Origin of the sequence: Nocardia sp. CA-290969 (assembly GCF_050936135.1) — a bacterium.
Lineage (GTDB): Bacteria > Actinomycetota > Actinomycetes > Mycobacteriales > Mycobacteriaceae > Nocardia.
This window is the reverse complement of record NZ_JBNJNJ010000001.1, coordinates 6,445,072-6,459,859: the sequence shown is the minus strand read 5'-3', so window position 1 is coordinate 6,459,859 and position 14,788 is coordinate 6,445,072. Positions and strand designations below refer to the sequence as shown.

The 14,788-nt window shown below is 67.5% G+C and carries 12 protein-coding genes and 2 tRNA genes; 9 read left to right on the top strand and 5 right to left on the bottom strand.

The window, feature by feature from the left end:
• Nucleotides 1-184: 184 nt before the first annotated feature.
• Nucleotides 185-1,549, top strand: a complete 1,365-nt coding sequence (locus tag ACQEVO_RS29410) for an MFS transporter (protein ID WP_432919676.1) — start codon at nt 185-187, stop codon at nt 1,547-1,549.
• A 70-nt stretch (nt 1,550-1,619) separates the two neighbouring features.
• Here the strand turns inward: ACQEVO_RS29410 and ACQEVO_RS29405 are convergent, their stop codons facing one another.
• From ACQEVO_RS29405 to hisC, 3 genes are all read right to left on the bottom strand, one after another.
• On the bottom strand, nt 1,620-2,201 hold the full coding sequence (locus tag ACQEVO_RS29405; RefSeq protein WP_432919675.1) for a TetR/AcrR family transcriptional regulator: 582 nt from the start codon (nt 2,199-2,201) through the stop codon (nt 1,620-1,622).
• Nucleotides 2,202-2,205: 4 nt separating this feature from the next.
• Complete coding sequence (locus ACQEVO_RS29400; protein WP_432919674.1) at nt 2,206-4,425, bottom strand: MMPL family transporter; 2,220 nt, start codon at nt 4,423-4,425, stop codon at nt 2,206-2,208.
• A 310-nt stretch (nt 4,426-4,735) separates the two neighbouring features.
• Entirely contained in the window at nt 4,736-5,812 is a 1,077-nt protein-coding gene (gene hisC / locus ACQEVO_RS29395) for a histidinol-phosphate transaminase (protein ID WP_432919673.1), read from the bottom strand.
• A 94-nt stretch (nt 5,813-5,906) separates the two neighbouring features.
• Here hisC and ACQEVO_RS29390 point away from each other — a divergent pair, with 94 nt between their 5' ends.
• From ACQEVO_RS29390 to ACQEVO_RS29375, 4 genes are all read left to right on the top strand, one after another.
• On the top strand, nt 5,907-6,647 hold the full coding sequence (locus ACQEVO_RS29390; RefSeq protein WP_432919672.1) for a dienelactone hydrolase family protein: 741 nt from the start codon (nt 5,907-5,909) through the stop codon (nt 6,645-6,647).
• A gap of 92 nt (nt 6,648-6,739) precedes the next feature.
• Nucleotides 6,740-6,829 (top strand) — tRNA-Ser (locus tag ACQEVO_RS29385).
• A 37-nt stretch (nt 6,830-6,866) separates the two neighbouring features.
• Nucleotides 6,867-6,939: transfer RNA gene (locus tag ACQEVO_RS29380), tRNA-Arg, on the top strand.
• Between the two features lie 244 nt (nt 6,940-7,183).
• A complete protein-coding gene (locus tag ACQEVO_RS29375) occupies nt 7,184-7,675 on the top strand; it encodes an SRPBCC family protein (RefSeq protein WP_432919671.1) in 492 nt (163 codons plus the stop codon).
• Nucleotides 7,676-7,680: 5 nt separating this feature from the next.
• Here the strand turns inward: ACQEVO_RS29375 and ACQEVO_RS29370 are convergent, their stop codons facing one another.
• Nucleotides 7,681-8,751, bottom strand: coding sequence for an alpha/beta hydrolase (locus tag ACQEVO_RS29370; RefSeq protein ID WP_432919670.1), 1,071 nt, complete (start codon nt 8,749-8,751; stop codon nt 7,681-7,683).
• 278 nt (nt 8,752-9,029) lie between these two features.
• Between ACQEVO_RS29370 and ACQEVO_RS29365 the strand changes: the two genes are divergently transcribed.
• From ACQEVO_RS29365 to ACQEVO_RS29355, 3 genes are all read left to right on the top strand, one after another.
• On the top strand, nt 9,030-10,163 hold the full coding sequence (locus ACQEVO_RS29365; RefSeq protein ID WP_432923149.1) for a DNA cytosine methyltransferase: 1,134 nt from the start codon (nt 9,030-9,032) through the stop codon (nt 10,161-10,163).
• Entirely contained in the window at nt 10,160-10,591 is a 432-nt protein-coding gene (locus tag ACQEVO_RS29360; RefSeq protein ID WP_432919669.1) for a very short patch repair endonuclease, read from the top strand. Before ACQEVO_RS29365 ends, ACQEVO_RS29360 begins: the two co-directional genes overlap by 4 nt.
• Before the next feature lie 111 nt (nt 10,592-10,702).
• The gene (locus tag ACQEVO_RS29355) at nt 10,703-11,422 is read left to right on the top strand and encodes a maleylpyruvate isomerase family mycothiol-dependent enzyme (RefSeq protein WP_432919668.1); all 720 of its coding nucleotides are present in this window, start codon (nt 10,703-10,705) and stop codon (nt 11,420-11,422) included.
• Nucleotides 11,423-11,534: 112 nt separating this feature from the next.
• Here ACQEVO_RS29355 and ACQEVO_RS29350 read toward each other — a convergent pair whose 3' ends face one another.
• Nucleotides 11,535-13,919 carry an MMPL family transporter gene (locus ACQEVO_RS29350; protein ID WP_432919667.1) on the bottom strand — a complete coding sequence of 795 codons (2,385 nt, stop codon included), beginning with the start codon at nt 13,917-13,919 and terminating at the stop codon, nt 11,535-11,537.
• Between the two features lie 256 nt (nt 13,920-14,175).
• Here ACQEVO_RS29350 and ACQEVO_RS29345 point away from each other — a divergent pair, with 256 nt between their 5' ends.
• Nucleotides 14,176-14,769, top strand: coding sequence for a TetR/AcrR family transcriptional regulator (locus tag ACQEVO_RS29345; RefSeq protein ID WP_432919666.1), 594 nt, complete (start codon nt 14,176-14,178; stop codon nt 14,767-14,769).
• Nucleotides 14,770-14,788: the final 19 nt, after the last annotated feature.

Below are 14,788 nucleotides of genomic sequence, written 5' to 3'. Positions count from 1 at the left end.
CGAACCCTGGGACCCCAGCCGCAGGAAGTCCCGGCGGGGGCGGGCGACCGGCCCGGTTCGCGTGTTCGGCGCTGTCCCGAAATGCGGGAATGGGCTCCGAGGTGCCTGGTCCTGCCTGCACACTGGGCGGGTGCGTCGCGCGCATCGTGTCGCCGGCGCACTGGTGAACGGGAAGGAATCACGAATGTCCGAAACCACGACCAAGGGCCCGGCGTCCCCTGGCGAACCGACGCCTGCCTCCTCACGGGCGGCGACGCGGCGCGCCGTGTGGAATACGCTGCGCGGCTCGTCGGGCAATCTCGTCGAGTGGTACGACGTCTACGTCTACACGGTGTTCGCCTCGTACTTCGAAAGCCATTTCTTCGATTCGGCGGACAAGAACTCCACCGTCTACGTGTACGCGATCTTCGCCGTCACCTTCCTCATGCGTCCGGTGGGGTCGTGGTTCTTCGGGCGCTACGCCGACCGGTACGGCCGGCGCGCGGCGCTCACCTTCAGTGTTTCGCTCATGGCGGCGTGTTCGCTGGTGATCGCGCTCGTGCCGGGGCGGGAGGTGATCGGCGTCGGTGCCGCCGTGATCCTGATCCTGTGCCGGCTCGTGCAAGGATTCGCGACCGGCGGTGAGTACGGCGCCTCGGCGACCTATATGTCCGAGGCCGCCACGCGGGAACGCCGCGGTTTCTTCTCGTCGTTCCAGTACGTCACCCTCGTCGGTGGTCATGTGCTGGCCCAGCTCACCCTGCTGGTGCTGCAGATGTTCATGGACAAACAGGAGATCTCCGACTTCGGCTGGCGGATCGCCTTCTTCATCGGCGGTATCGCCGCGGTCGTCGTGTTCTGGTTGCGGCGCAGTATGGACGAATCGCTTACCGAGGAGCAGCTCGCGGCGGTGAAGCGCGGTGAGGACACCGAATCGGGTTCGCTGCGGGTGCTGGTGCTCGAGTACTGGCGTCCGCTGCTGCTGTGCTTCCTGATCACCATGGGCGGCACCCTCGCCTTCTACGTCTACAGCGTGAACGCACCCGCGATGATCAAGACCGCGTTCGAGGACCGGGGGATGACGGCCACCTGGATCAACCTCGCCGGCTTGATCTTCCTGATGCTGTTGCAGCCGGTCGGCGGAATGATCAGCGACAAGGTGGGCCGCCAGCCCGTGCTGGTGTTCTTCGGTATCGGCGGGGTCGTCTACACCTGGTTCCTCATCACCTACCTGCAGGACGCGACCTCGGTGCTGGGCACCCTGCTGGTCACCTGCGCCGGCTATATCGTGCTCACCGGTTACACGTCCATCAACGCCATCGTCAAAGCCGAACTGTTCCCCTCGCATATCCGTGCGCTGGGGGTGGGTGTCGGGTACGCCCTGGCCAATTCGGCGTTCGGCGGTACCGCGCCGATGATCTACCAGGCCGCGAAGAACGGCGGGCACGTAACCCTGTTCATCGTCTACGTGACCGTCGTCGTGTTCGTCTCGCTGCTGGTGTACCTGTTCGCCCTGAAGAACAAGAGCGAGACAGAGCTCGACCGGGAACAGGGGAGCGCCTTCCGGTAGCGCACGGCAGACGCTGTGACCACGGAACCGCCACCCGCGCTTCGGGAATCCGGGTGGCGGTTCTGTTGTGTCAGAGAGGCATTCCGTTTTCCAGGAACTCCAGGGCCTCGTTGACGACCATGTAGATGTCCCCGCCGTTGTCGACCGCCCGCAGATAGGCCATGATCGCGACCCCCGCCACGGCGCCGGTCCAGTACAGGATCTGTGGATCGTCGGGGTTGCGCCCCACACGCGCGGCGATGGCTTCGATGAACGGCGGCATATCCGACTCGAACTTGTGCAGCACGGCCGCACGCAGTTCCGGCACGGTCGCGATAAGCCTCATCCGGGTGGTTTCGACCGTGGCGATATCGACCTCTGCGCTGTTGAGAACGGCCTGCAGGGCATTGCGGATGGCCTCGAACAGCGTCAGACCGGGGGGCTCGGCGCGAAACTTCTCCAGGAAGATCGGGTCCACGCGATCGAACAGCACCGTATCCGGTTTGGTGGGGAAGTAGCGGAACAGCGTGCTCGGCGAGACCTCGGCGGCGGCCGCTACTTCCTCCAGCGTGGTGTTCGCGTAGCCCTGCTCCCGGTAGAGGCGCAACGCGTGATCCTGGATGGCTTCACGCGTGCGCTTCTTCTTGAGTTCTCGCAGGCCACCGGTACTCATAGGATCATCTTGCCGAACCCTCTACCGGCCGGACAAACGATTCGGTGAGTTCCCCGGCGGTCTCCGGTGCGGGTTCGCCGCGCAGATCACGGCCTTCGACGTCCAGGTCCGGCAGTATCCGGTCCAGCCATTTCGGCAGCCACCAGGCCTTGTCCCCGACGAGCGCGAGAACCGCCGGGACGATGGTCATCCGGACCACGAAGGCATCGACGGCGACCGCGGCCGCCAGCGCGACCCCGATCTGCACGATATCGCTGGCATCACCGGCGGCGAACCCGGCGAACACGCTCACCATGATGATCGCGGCCGCGGCCACCACCCGCGCGCCGTGCGTGAACCCGGCCCGCACCGCCGGCGCCGCCGCCGCGCCGTGGACGTATTCCTCCCGCATGCGGGTCACCAGGAACACTTCGTAGTCCATGGCCAGCCCGAACACCACGCCGATGATGAAGATCGGCAGCATGCTCACCACCACATCGGTGGTGTGGATGCCCAGCCATTCCAGCCAGCCCCATTGGAAGGTGGCCACCAGGACGCCGAACGTCGCGCCCAGGCTGAGCAGGAATCCCACGGTCGCCTTGAGCGGGACGACGATCGAGCGGAACACGGTCATCAGCAGCACGAACGACAGGCCGACGACCACCAGGAGGTAGGTCCACAACGCATCGGCCATCCGGTCGCTGAAATCGATGATGATGGCCGCGGTTCCGGTGACGGCGACCCGGGCGCCGAACCGCTCGACGGTATCGGCGACGCTACCGCGCAGCAGTTGCACCAGCTGCTCGGTTTGCTCGCTGTCGGGCCCGCCGCGCGGGATGACGCCGATGATCGCGGTATCGCCGGCCGTATTGAACTCCGGGGGTGTGGCCATCGAGACCCCTTCCGTCCCGGCCAGTTCCGCGTGGACCCGGCGCGCGGTGTCCTCGGGTCGCGGCGCGCGGGCCAGGTCGACGGCAACGAGCAGCGGTCCGTTGAACCCGGGACCGAAACCCGCCGAGATCGCGTCGTAGGCCTGGCGCTGCGTGGTGTGCTCGGGGTAGGTGCCCTGGTCGGGGACGCCGAGTCGCAGGTCCAGCGCGGGGAGGGCCAGGACGCCGATTCCGGCCAGCGCGACGAGCAGGGTCGCCACCGGCCGCCGGGTGGTCAGTCCCGCCCAGCGCCGGGCGAGGGTGCGGGGGTGCCGATCGGTGTGCGCCGTGTCCCCGGACGGGTGCCGCCGGCCGCGCCGCAGCACCCGGCGGCCGGCGAAACCGAGGAGTGCAGGCAGCAGGGTGATCGCCACCAGTACGGCGACGGCCACGGTCACCGCCGCGGCGAGACCCATCTCGGTGAGCAGTCCGATACCGACCACGCTCAGCCCGGTGAGTGCGATCACCACGGTCAGGCCCGCGAACAGCACGGCCGATCCGGCGGTGGCCACCGCCCGGCCGATGGCCTCCTCGGGGTCCGGACTCCGGGTCAGTTCGTGGGTGTAGCGGGACACGATGAACAGCGAGTAGTCGATACCCACGGCAAGCCCGAGCATGAGCGCGAGGATCGGAGTGGTGGCGCCGAGATCCAGGAACGCGGTGGCGGTGAGGATGCCCAGCAGGCCGACCACGACGCCGGTAACCCCGGCGATCAGCGACATCCCGGCCGCGGCCAGGGAACCCAGCGTGATCACGAGTACCACGGCCGCGACGAGCAGACCGATGAGTTCCTTGCTCACATCCGGCATCAGCTCCATGACATCGCCGCCCACGGCGACGCGCAGATCGGCCGAACCGCTGCGTTCGACCAGGCTCATCAGTTCCTGTCGGCTCGAATCGCGCACTGTCTCGAAGGGCACCTCGTAGGTCACGTCGGCGACGGCGATGCGCTGGTCCGCCGAGATCAGGCCGCTGTCGAACGGGCTCTGCACCGCCGCGACCTCGGGTGCCCCGGCGGCGGCGTGCACCACCTCGGTGATCTTGCCGCGGTGCGCGGCATCGGTGACGGTGCCGTTCTCGGCGACGAACACGATCTGCGCGGACCCGCCGTCGAGGGGCATATCGGCGAACCGCGTTTCCAGGAGGTCGAACGCTTCCTGGGATTCGGTGCCGGGCAGGTTCAAGGAGGTGGCGGACGGGGCTGCCAAGGTCGCGGCGCCGACGCCCAAGGCCACCACGAGTAGTAACCAGGACAGCAGTACGAGTCGTCGAGCGCGGAAGCCGAACCGCCCGATCCGATAGAGCAGAGCTGACATGACAGTCTCTCTTCATTGGTAGTTACTGTTTTTTGAGAGTAACTTCCACTTTGGCTGCGGGCAAGACCTTCCGCCGCGCCTTCGCCCGTTCGGTTACGTACGGGGCACGCCAGATCGCTCTTGCTCGCAGTCCGCCGCACAATGCGACAAAACGAGAACCGGCCCACGTCCTGGTGGACGTGGACCGGTTTTCGAATGGGGTGCGCCGAGGGGATCTTGCCCTTCTGGCCTCTGATCCGTAGTCAGGCGCATCGGCGCCGAGTGGCTATTACCGCAACCATCGGCGAGGTGCGGGTTTCGGGCCGTTCTTTCAGGCTCCGGCGAACCGCGCGACAGTTTCCGTGGCGAGGGCGAATCGCAGGAACAGGTCGTTCTCATGCGGATCGCCCGCCGTGACCCGCACCCCCTCGCCCGCGAACGGCCGGATCAGCACACCCGCCTCCGCGCTCGCCTCGGCGAACTCGACCGTCGCCGGGCCCAGGTCGATCCAGAGGAAGTTCGCTTGGCTCGCCGGCACCCGGTAGCCCGCGGCCAGCAGATCGTCGCGCATCCGGTCCCGCTCGGCGATCACGGACTCGGTGCGGTCCAGCAGTTCGTGCCGGGCCTGCAGCGAGGCGATGGCCGCCGCCTGCGCCACCCGGCTCACGCTGAACGGGATATGCACCTTCAACAGCGCCGCGATCACGTCCGGCGCGCCGACCGCGTAGCCCACCCGCAGCCCGGCCAGCCCGTATGCCTTCGAGAAGGTCCGCAGCACAACCACATTCGGCCGCGAACGGCCGAGCTCCACCCCGTCCGGATGATCCCCCGGCAACCGCAGGTACTCGTAGTACGCCTCGTCCAGCGCCACGACCACATCGGCGGGCACCCGGTCCAGGAAACGTTCGAGCTCCGCCCGGCCCACCGCCGTGCCGGTCGGGTTGTTCGGGTTGCAGACGAACACCAGCCGGGTTCGCTCGGTGATCGCCGCCGCCAGGGCGTCCAGATCGTGCACCTGCCCGGTGAGCGGCACCGTCACCGCGGTCGCGTTACCGACCTGCGTGATGATGGGGTACGCCTCGAACGAACGCCACGCGAACAACACCTCGTCGGTGGGGGCGGCGCAGGTGATCTGCACCAGCTCCTGGCACAGCGCCACACTGCCACAGCCGATCGCGATATTCGCGGGCGTGACGCCGAGGAACTCCGCCAGCGCTGCCCGCAGTTCGCCGGACTGATTGTCCGGATAGCGGTTGGCCAGCTCCACCGCCTCGGCGATGGCCTTGCTCGCGGCGGGCAACGGACCGAGGGTGGTTTCGTTGCTCGCCAGTTTGACCGCGCCGGGATGGCTGCGGCCGGGAACGTACGCCGGAATGGAATCGAGGTCCGGCCGGATGTGCGCGGTCACGTAATGAGCTTAGTTCCGATCTCGATCGCGCCACGTTCGGGCTGTTCAGCTGCCAGTTCTTCCCGCTCCCGGGATATCGCCCTACGCTGGGAACATGTCGGGCACTTATGACGATATCGCGCCCCTGCGGCGTCAGGAACCGGCCGCGGCCGGCCAGGAACAGGAACCGACAGAGGCCGCCACCAGGCCCGAAACCGGCGAACACGTACCTATTACGGTGATCGAACCCGAGGGGTATGCCCGCGGCGGAATTGTGCTGCTGCACGAGACCCGGGAGTTCACCGGATCATTGCTGGAGTTCATGCGCGCGCTCGCCGGCGAGGGCTGGCTGGTGGTCGCCCCGAACCTTTTCCATCGCGCCACCGCCGCCACCGCCGGAGTATTCGGCGACGAACTGTTCGAGGATTTCGATGCCTGCTTCGACTGGCTCACCCATCGCGGGGTCTTCCCGGACTGCATCGGCGCCCTCGGTTTCGACACCGCCGGAACCGCCGCCTTCCTGGTTGCCACCAACCGTCCCATCGGCGCCGCGGTGAGTGTGGGGGCGCCCGGTATCACCACCCCACTCACCGAGCAGGCCGAAGCCTTGGTCACCGCCGCGCCCCGCCTACAGGCCCCGTGGCTCGGCCTGTTCGGCGCGGAATCCAGTACCCCGGTGGCGGAGGTCGACCAGTTGCGCGATGCCACCGCCCAGGCGGCCGTCGCCAGCCTCGTCGTGAACTATCCGGGCCTGCTGCACCGCGCCGACCAACCCGGTGACGACGAGGACGACGCCGACGAACTGATCGACTCCCAAACCCGCATTTTCGACTGGTTCGACAGCCACCTACGCTGATCAACCAGCCGTTTTGCAGTTTCACACCAAGCTCGGGTAGCCTTTCTGCTCGGCGGTTCGAAAGGACCGGTGCCCTCGAAGAGAAGGCTCCAGGAGGCGTGCCAGAGCGGCCGAATGGGACTCACTGCTAATGAGTTGTCCCTTCACGGGGACCGGAGGTTCAAATCCTCTCGCCTCCGCCACACCCGGTTCACCGGGTGACAACTGAATAACGCGTACGCGCCCGTAGCTCAACGGATAGAGCATCTGACTACGGATCAGAAGGTTAGGGGTTCGAATCCCTTCGGGCGCACTCCACTCGATGGAAGGTCCATGCCCACGCGGGCTGGGCCTTTTCTCGTTTCGTCGTATTGTGCGGGGGCGCAGCCCCCGCGCCCCGCCCGGAGGGCTTCGCCCCCGGGCCCCCACCCGGGCTACCGCGGTTGGTTCGCCTGAGGCTCGGGCCCGCGACCTGGTGCGTATGAGACCATGGCGCGAATCCGGTGTCTACAGAATGCTGGTTACGTCCGTTCATTCCGGAACCTGGAGCTATGCCGATGAAGTACACCGTCTCCATCGAGATCGCCCTGCCGCGCCAGCGGGTGGCCGAGCTGCTCGCAGACCCGGCGCACCTGCCGAACTGGCTGCGGGGCCTGGTGCTGCACGAGCCGGTGAGCGGGGAGCACGGGCAGGTCGGCACCGAGTCGCGGGTCGTACTGGAGATGGGCGGGCGGAAGATGGAGTGCACCGAGACCATCACCCGCCGGGAACCGGCAGACCTGCGCGAGATCCCGGAAACGAGCGTCGTTCACTTCGAGCGTGAGATCGTCGGCGAGGGCATGTGGAGCGCCGCGCGTGAACGGCTGACCGAAGCCGGTCCGGAGACGACGCTGTGGGAGAGCGAGAACGAATACCGGTTCAGCAGCGTCCTGATGAAGCTGTTAGGGCGTTTGATGCGCGGCTACTTCCGTAAGCAGTCGCTACAGCACATGCAGGACTTCAAGGCGTTCGCCGAGCACGGAAAGGACGTCCGCGAAGCGGAGGACTGAACTGCTCACTGTCCGTCGATGCCCACGCCGGCGGAGATGGTGGGCCAGGAGGCGACCAGTTCGTCGGCCCAGTACGGCCACGAATGGGTGCCCTGGGGGCGGAAGTGGGCGGTGTAGTCGATATCGAGGGTGTCCAGGCGCTGGGCCAGGCGGCGGGTGCAGAAGTCGGTGGCGGCTTCCAGAGGGCCGCCCATCAGGACGCTCTGCGGGGTTTCGGGGTTGGTCAGGACGTCGTGGACGCCGGGGTGGCCGCTGCCGGCGGAGAGGTAGAGCTTCTTGCCGCGTAATGCGGCCGCGTGCAGGGTTACGTCGTGGGCCAGCCAGGCCGGATCGTCGGGGGCGCCGAACATGTTCTCGGGGTTGCCTTTGAACGTCGAGACGACCATGCGGGCCTGGGCCTGGCCGAGGTCGGTGCCGGTGGAGAAACAGCCGCTGTGCGCCCCGATCGCCGAATAGAGTTCCGGTTTGCGGATGGCCAGCATCATGGCTGCCTCGGCGCCCATGGACGTGCCGACCACGGCGTTGCGGCCGTTGCCGGAGAACTCCGCGTCGATCAGCGGTGGTAGCTCCTCGGTGAGGAAGGTCTCCCATTTGTTGACGCCGAGTACCGGGTCGGGGCGCTGCCAGTCGGTGTAGAAACTGGCGGGACCGCCGACGGTGAACACCACGTTCACGGGTTTGTCGGCGTAGAACTGGGCCGCGCCACCGCGGTCGAGCCAGTTGTTGCTGTCGGACTGGGTGCTGCGGCCGTCGAGCATGTAGACGGTGGGGCGGGGGGCGCTGCGGTCGGCCGGGAGTAGGACGAGTACCTGCACGGTGCGGTGCATGGCGGGGGAGTCGACGAAAACGCGCAGCAGGCGGTCGTGCACCGGCTGGACGCCGATGATGGCGGCGCGTGGCGCCGGTACCGGTTCGGCTTTTTCGACGGGGCCGGGATCTTCGGCGGAACCGGTGCCGGGCTGGGCGGGGGCGGTGTGCAGGTCGTCGGGGGCCGCCTGGGCCGCGCCGGGGGCGACCGCGCCGCACAGGGCGACGGCGCCCGATACGACGGTGGCCAGGCCGACGCGATACTTCATGGCGACCATCCTGCCAGAGAAGACGCCCCGCGCAGTGTACCGGAATACCCGCCTTTATATGCTCTGACCTGCGGTTTCGATGGTATTGCCGCGGAACGGATCTCGGCCGGTGAAGATCGACTCGCGGTGGGCGGCCCGCTGTCCGGGCTGGTCACGCGGCCAGTGCGCGGCAGCTGTGGCATCGGCCACCCGGACGCGGCGGGCACCCGGAACCCGCGGAGTAATCTCGCTTCGGGAGCCGGACCGGATGGAGAGAGGACTTCGTGGCGGGCGCGCGAATGGTGGGGCTTTTCGCCGGGATCGGAGGCCTGGAGCTCGGGCTGGCGGCCCACGGCTGGGACAGCGCGCTGCTGTGCGAGATCGATCCCGGCGCGCGGGCGGTGCTGGCGGCGCGTTTCCCCGGCGCCGAACTCCATACCGATATCACCCGGTTGCGGGCTCTGCCACCGGATACCGAATTGGTGGCCGCGGGCTTCCCCTGCCAGGACCTTTCACAGGCGGGACGCACCGCCGGTATCACCGGGACCAAATCCAGCCTGGTCGACCATGTGTTCCGGCTGGTGCGCCGTAAACGCGGGCCGCGCTGGCTGCTGATCGAGAATGTGCCGTTCATGCTGCAGCTCGGTCGCGGCGCCGCCATGCGGCATATCACGGACGCCCTCGCCGAACTGGGCTACACCTGGGCCTACCGGGTGGTGGACGCCCGGGCTTTCGGCCTGCCGCAGCGGCGTAACCGGGTACTCATGCTGGCCTCGCGAACCGAAGACCCACGCACCGTCCTGTTCGCCGACGACGCCGGCCCGCGGCTGCTCGGAAGCATCGACAGCGACCCCTGCGGTTTCTACTGGACCGAGGGAGTGCGCGGGCTGGGCTGGGTGGTGAACGCGGTCCCCACGCTCAAGGGTGGTTCCGGCCTGGGGATTCCGAGCGCGCCGGCGGTGCGGCTGCCGTCCGGTGAGATCGTCACCCCGGGGATCACCGACGGTGAGCGGTTACAGGGTTTCGACCCCGGCTGGACTGAACCGGCGCTGGCGGTACCGGGATTCCGGCCGGGTCAGCGGTGGCGGCTGGTAGGTAATGCGGTGAGTGTGCGAATGGCGTCGTGGGTGGGGTCGCGGCTGCGGGTGCCGGGTGAACCGATCCCCGGGCATATTCCGCTGCCGCCGGGCAGCCCGTGGCCGGGTGCGGCGTGGGGGCATTCCGGGCAGGTGTTCGAAGTACCGCTCTCGCCGTGGCCGGTGCACGAGCCGTACGAGGATCTGCGGCATTTCCTCACCGACACCCAACTGCTCTCGGCGCGGGCGACGGCCGGATTCCTGCGGCGGACGGGTATGGGAACGCTGCGGTTCCCGGCCGGTTTCCTCGACGACGTGCAGGCGCATCTGGAACGGATGGGTGGTTGGGCGGCATGACCGGCGAACCCGCCCGCAGCAGCCACCGCCCGGCCACCGATCCGGTGACCAGCGCGCGGATGTCGCGGCAGCGGCGGGCGCACACCGAGCCCGAGATGGCGTTGCGGCGCGAACTGCACCGGCGCGGGATCCGCTACTTCGTCGACCGTGCCCCCATTCGCGGCCAGCGGCGGCGGGCGGATCTGGTGTTCCCGCGGCGGCGGGTCGCGGTGTATGTGGACGGATGTTTCTGGCATCGCTGCCCGGTACACGCGACCGACCCGAAGAACAACGCCGAGTGGTGGGCGGAGAAACTGGCCGGGAATGTCGAGCGGGATCGCGCCACGGATGCGGCGTTGGTCGCCGCGGGCTGGGCGGTCGTCCGCATCTGGGAACACGAGGATCCGGTTTCCGCGGCGGACCGGGTGCAGGAAGCACTGGAACACTGAACCGCGTGGGTGCCTGGGTACCGCGTGGGCGCCTGGGTGCCGCCCGCAGGCGACCGTGTATCGCCCGAGTTCGCTGGGAGTCCGTCGGTGGGCGGCATTAGGGTCGGTGGGGTGCCCAGGGATTTGATCGAAACGCTCACCGAGCGGATGGGGGAGGTCGCCGAGGCGACCACCGAATTGCTCGCCACCGTCGACACATTGGACGATTCGGCACTTTCTGCCGCGTCCGCGCTTCCCGGCTGGACCCGCGGGCATGTGCTCGCGCATATTTCGCGCAATGCCGACAGCCTGGTCAACCTGCTGCTCTGGGCGCATACCGGGGTGGAGACGCCGCAGTACGCGAGCGCGGCGCTGCGGGATGCCGATATCGAGCTGGGTGCGCCGCGCCCACTCGCCGAACAGCGCGCCGACCTCGTGGAATCCGCCGATCGGTTTGTCGGAATGGCGCGGGTGCTCACGGAGGAGCAGTGGCAGGCCGAGGTCCGCACCCGGCAGGGGCGGCCGCTTCCGGCGCACCGGGTTCTGTGGAACCGCGTGCAAGAAGTGCGAATCCACCATGTGGATCTGAACGCGGGCTATACACCCGCGCAGTGGCCGGTCGAGTTCGTGGCGGAGTTGCTCGCCGAGGTCGCCACGGATATGGGCGGTCGCCCGGATACCCAGCCGTTCGGAATCCGTGCCACCGATAGCGGTTTCGAAGCGGTCGTCGGAACCGGCGACCCGGATCGGACTGTCGCGGCTCCCGCTGCATCCCTGCTGGCCTGGTTGCTCGGTCGCGGCGCCGACGAGAATCTGCCCCCGGAGCTGCCGGAGCTGCCCGCCTGGCGCTGAACCGGGCCACTTCCCGCGTCCGGTGTCCGCCGGATCCTCTCTTGTCGCGAAGAACGAACCGGCCGGCACCCGAGTGGGTGCCGGCCGGTTCGCGTAGTGCCTGTTGGCTGGATCAGACCCCGGCGGGTTCCGGAGCTTCGGCCCGCTTGGACCGTTCCTGCAGTTCGCGCAGTTTTGTGCCTTCGACGTCGATATCCGGCAGGATGCGGTCCAGCCAGGCCGGCATCCACCAGGCCCATTTGCCCAGCAGCGCCAGCAGTGACGGGATCAGCACCATCCGCACCAGGAAGGCGTCGAAGAACACGCCCGCCGCCAAGGCGAAGCCCATGGACTTGGAGGTGATATCGGGCGAGAGCATGAAACCGCCGAAGACCGAGATCATGATGACCGCCGCCGCGGCCACCACGCGGGCGCCGTGATGGTAGCCGTCGACCATCGCCTGCTTCGGTTCCTTGCCGTGCACGTACTCCTCACGCATCCGGGTCACCAGGAATACCTGGTAGTCCATGGCCAGGCCGAACACCAGGCCGATCAGCATGATGGGCAGGAAGCTGATGATCGGATGGGTGTCGTCCACCAGCCCGAACGCGCCCTCCTGGAAGATCAGCACCGTGACGCCGAAGGTCGCGGCCATCGACAGCAGGAAGCCGAGCGCGGCGGTCAGCGGCACCAGGATGGACCGGAACACCAGCAGCAGCAGGATGAACGCCGCCACCGCGACGATGGCCATGTACGGGATGATGCTGTCCAGCAGCACACTGTTGACGTCGGCGTAGATGGCCGTTTGCCCGGTGATGCCGTATTCCATGCCGTACTGGTCTTTCAGCGCGGCTTCGGCGTTGCGGGCCTGCTCCACCAGATCCTGTGTTTCCGCACTGTTGGGTCCGGAGTCGGGAACCACCTGGAACAGGGCGGCTTCGCCGTCCTTGCTCGGCTGCGCGACGCTCAGGTAATCCACGCCGTCGTAGCCCGCCAGCTGATCGCGCAGGGTGGTCAGCGCGGCATCGCGCTGGTCGGCGGGGGTTTCGGACAGATCGACGGCGACCACGAGCACGCCGTTCTTACCTTCACCGAAGCCTGCGGTCTGCAGTTCGTAGGCTTTGCGGATCGAGGAATCCTCCGGCATGCTGTCGCCGCCGGGCAGGCCGAGGTTCAGTTGCGTCGCCGGCGCGGCGAGCGCACCCAGGACGATGGCGCTGAGGACCAGCGTGAGTACCGGCACCCGGGCGATGAGCCGGGCGAAACGCATCCCGTTGGTGACCGAGTTGTCGTCTTCGGGATCGTGCTGGGCGATCAGCGGCAGTTTCGGTTTGAACAGCGATTTGCCGAGTGCGCCGAGCAGCGCCGGCATCAGGGTGGTGGCGGCGAGCACGGCGAACCCGGCCGCGATGGCGCCGCCGATACCCATCATGGTGAGGAAGCCGACCCCGACCACGGACAGGCCCAGCAGCGCGACCACCACGGTCAGGCCCGCGAAGACGACGGCCGAACCGGCGGTGCCCACCGCGACACCCGCGGCTTCTTCGGGCGAATCCTGGACGACGAGTTCGTGCTTGTACCGGGAAACGATGAACAGGGCGTAGTCGATGGACAGCGCGAGGCCGATCATCGACGCCAGGATCGGCGTGAACGTCGGTACTTCGGTCAGCGAGGTACCGGTGAGGATAAGTGCGCCCGCACAGGCGACGCCGACGATTCCGGTGATGATCGGGACGAAGGCGGCCACGATGGCGCCGAAGGCGATGATCATCACGACCAGCGCGACGCCGATACCGATCATTTCGGCCTGGCCGGATTCGGGCTGGGACTGCGCGATGGCGCCGCTCATCTCGACGGTGAGCCCGGAGTTACGGCCCTCCTGGGCGATGGCCTCGGCGGCCTGCCGGTGCTCCTCGGTGACGTCGGAGAAGCTCGGCATCGTGAACTTCACGTCGAGCACGGCGACCGTTTGCGGCCGGTCTTCGCTGAGCACGTTCAGCGGGGCGCCGCCGCACAGTGCTTTGAAGTCGGGAGAACTGCTGCCGTCGAGGCAGTTCGGCTCCGGGGTGGGCGGGGCCTGGCCGGGCTTCAGCGTGGCCGCCGCCTCGGCCTGCTCTTTCGCCGCTTCCTGGCTGGCCGGCATCATCGCGGTCGCGGTGACCGGGTTGACGACCGGTTCGCTGTGGTCGACGATATCGAGTTCGTTCAGCCGCTGGACCAGTGCGTCGAGCGCCGTCATATTGGGTTCGTCGGCCAGCGTGCCGTTCTTCGCGGCGATGACGTATTGACCGGTGATGGCGTCGATACTGAACATCGAGGCCATCTGCGGCATATGTTCTTCGAGGATGGCCGTGGCCCGCTCCGACGGCAGCCCCGGCATTTCGAAGCTGTCCTGGAACGGTTTGGCCAGCGTGGCCGCGGCCCCGCCGAGTAACACCAGTATCAGTGCCCATACGGGCAGCACTATCCACTTCCGGCGGAAAGCGAACTTTCCCCATCTGTACAGGAATACGGACACGAGGGATTTCTCCTAGGCGAGGCCGAAACGGTTTGGTCGTATGTGCTGTGACGAACTGACGGCCGACGTCGCTTTCGCGGACCGGATCGCGCGGAGGAGGCTTACCTCGGTCGCGTAATCGTGTGGACCCGCCTACACGGTGGACGCCAATGTATCTACCGTACGGTAGGTAGACTACCGGGAGGTTAAACGGAGGAACAAACTCGACTTCCGGGGCCGAGGTGGGCGATACACCGGGAGAACGAGAGGATCGAGCATGGCGAATCGGCGCACCGGCCACCACGTTACCGCAGGTCGGGATACCAAGCGGGCCATCCTGGACGCCGCCGTGCAGCTGTTCGTGAGCAAAGGCTTCGAGCAGACGAGCCTGCGTGAAATCGCGGATGCGGTGGGAATCACAAAGCCGTCGCTCTACTATCACTACGCTTCCAAGCTCGAACTCCTGGTCGCGATCATCAACCCGCTGCTCGACGATATGCGGGCGCTGGCCGACGAGGTCGAAACCTTGCCGCCGCCGGACGCGGAAGCCCGCCGCACGGTGCTGCGCGCGTATATCCGGGCCATGATCCGGCACCGGGTCGCCGGGGAGATGATGGTGGGCAACGCGGTCGCGATCATCAATGCGGTAGCCGACCAGTACCCGGTGATGGTCGACGCGAACAAAGTCCTGCGCAATTGGCTTGCCGGTCCCGACCCCACCCCGGTACGGCTGCTGCGGGCGAGCGCGGCCATGGAGATACTGACCGTCGCCCTCATTTCCAACGAGGTGGCGCCCGACGCGGGGGATGATGTGGTGGAGTCGACGCTGTTGGACGCGGCGATCGCCGCGCTGCAACCGGGCGTGGAATAGCGGCGGAAAGGTCGGGTTG

What these genes read in the sequence shown, in the direction of transcription:
- ACQEVO_RS29360 (WP_432919669.1), top strand. Translation starts at nt 10,160, where the DNA reads ATGACCGGCGAACCCGCCCGCAGCAGCCACCGCCCGGCCACCGATCCG.
- ACQEVO_RS29390 (WP_432919672.1), top strand. Translation starts at nt 5,907, where the DNA reads ATGTCGGGCACTTATGACGATATCGCGCCCCTGCGGCGTCAGGAACCG.
- ACQEVO_RS29345 (WP_432919666.1), top strand. Translation starts at nt 14,176, where the DNA reads ATGGCGAATCGGCGCACCGGCCACCACGTTACCGCAGGTCGGGATACC.
- ACQEVO_RS29375 (WP_432919671.1), top strand. Translation starts at nt 7,184, where the DNA reads ATGAAGTACACCGTCTCCATCGAGATCGCCCTGCCGCGCCAGCGGGTG.
- ACQEVO_RS29405 (WP_432919675.1), bottom strand. Translation starts at nt 2,201, where the DNA reads ATGAGTACCGGTGGCCTGCGAGAACTCAAGAAGAAGCGCACGCGTGAA.
- ACQEVO_RS29410 (WP_432919676.1), top strand. Translation starts at nt 185, where the DNA reads ATGTCCGAAACCACGACCAAGGGCCCGGCGTCCCCTGGCGAACCGACG.
- ACQEVO_RS29370 (WP_432919670.1), bottom strand. Translation starts at nt 8,751, where the DNA reads ATGAAGTATCGCGTCGGCCTGGCCACCGTCGTATCGGGCGCCGTCGCC.
- ACQEVO_RS29400 (WP_432919674.1), bottom strand. Translation starts at nt 4,425, where the DNA reads ATGTCAGCTCTGCTCTATCGGATCGGGCGGTTCGGCTTCCGCGCTCGA.
- ACQEVO_RS29365 (WP_432923149.1), top strand. Translation starts at nt 9,030, where the DNA reads ATGGTGGGGCTTTTCGCCGGGATCGGAGGCCTGGAGCTCGGGCTGGCG.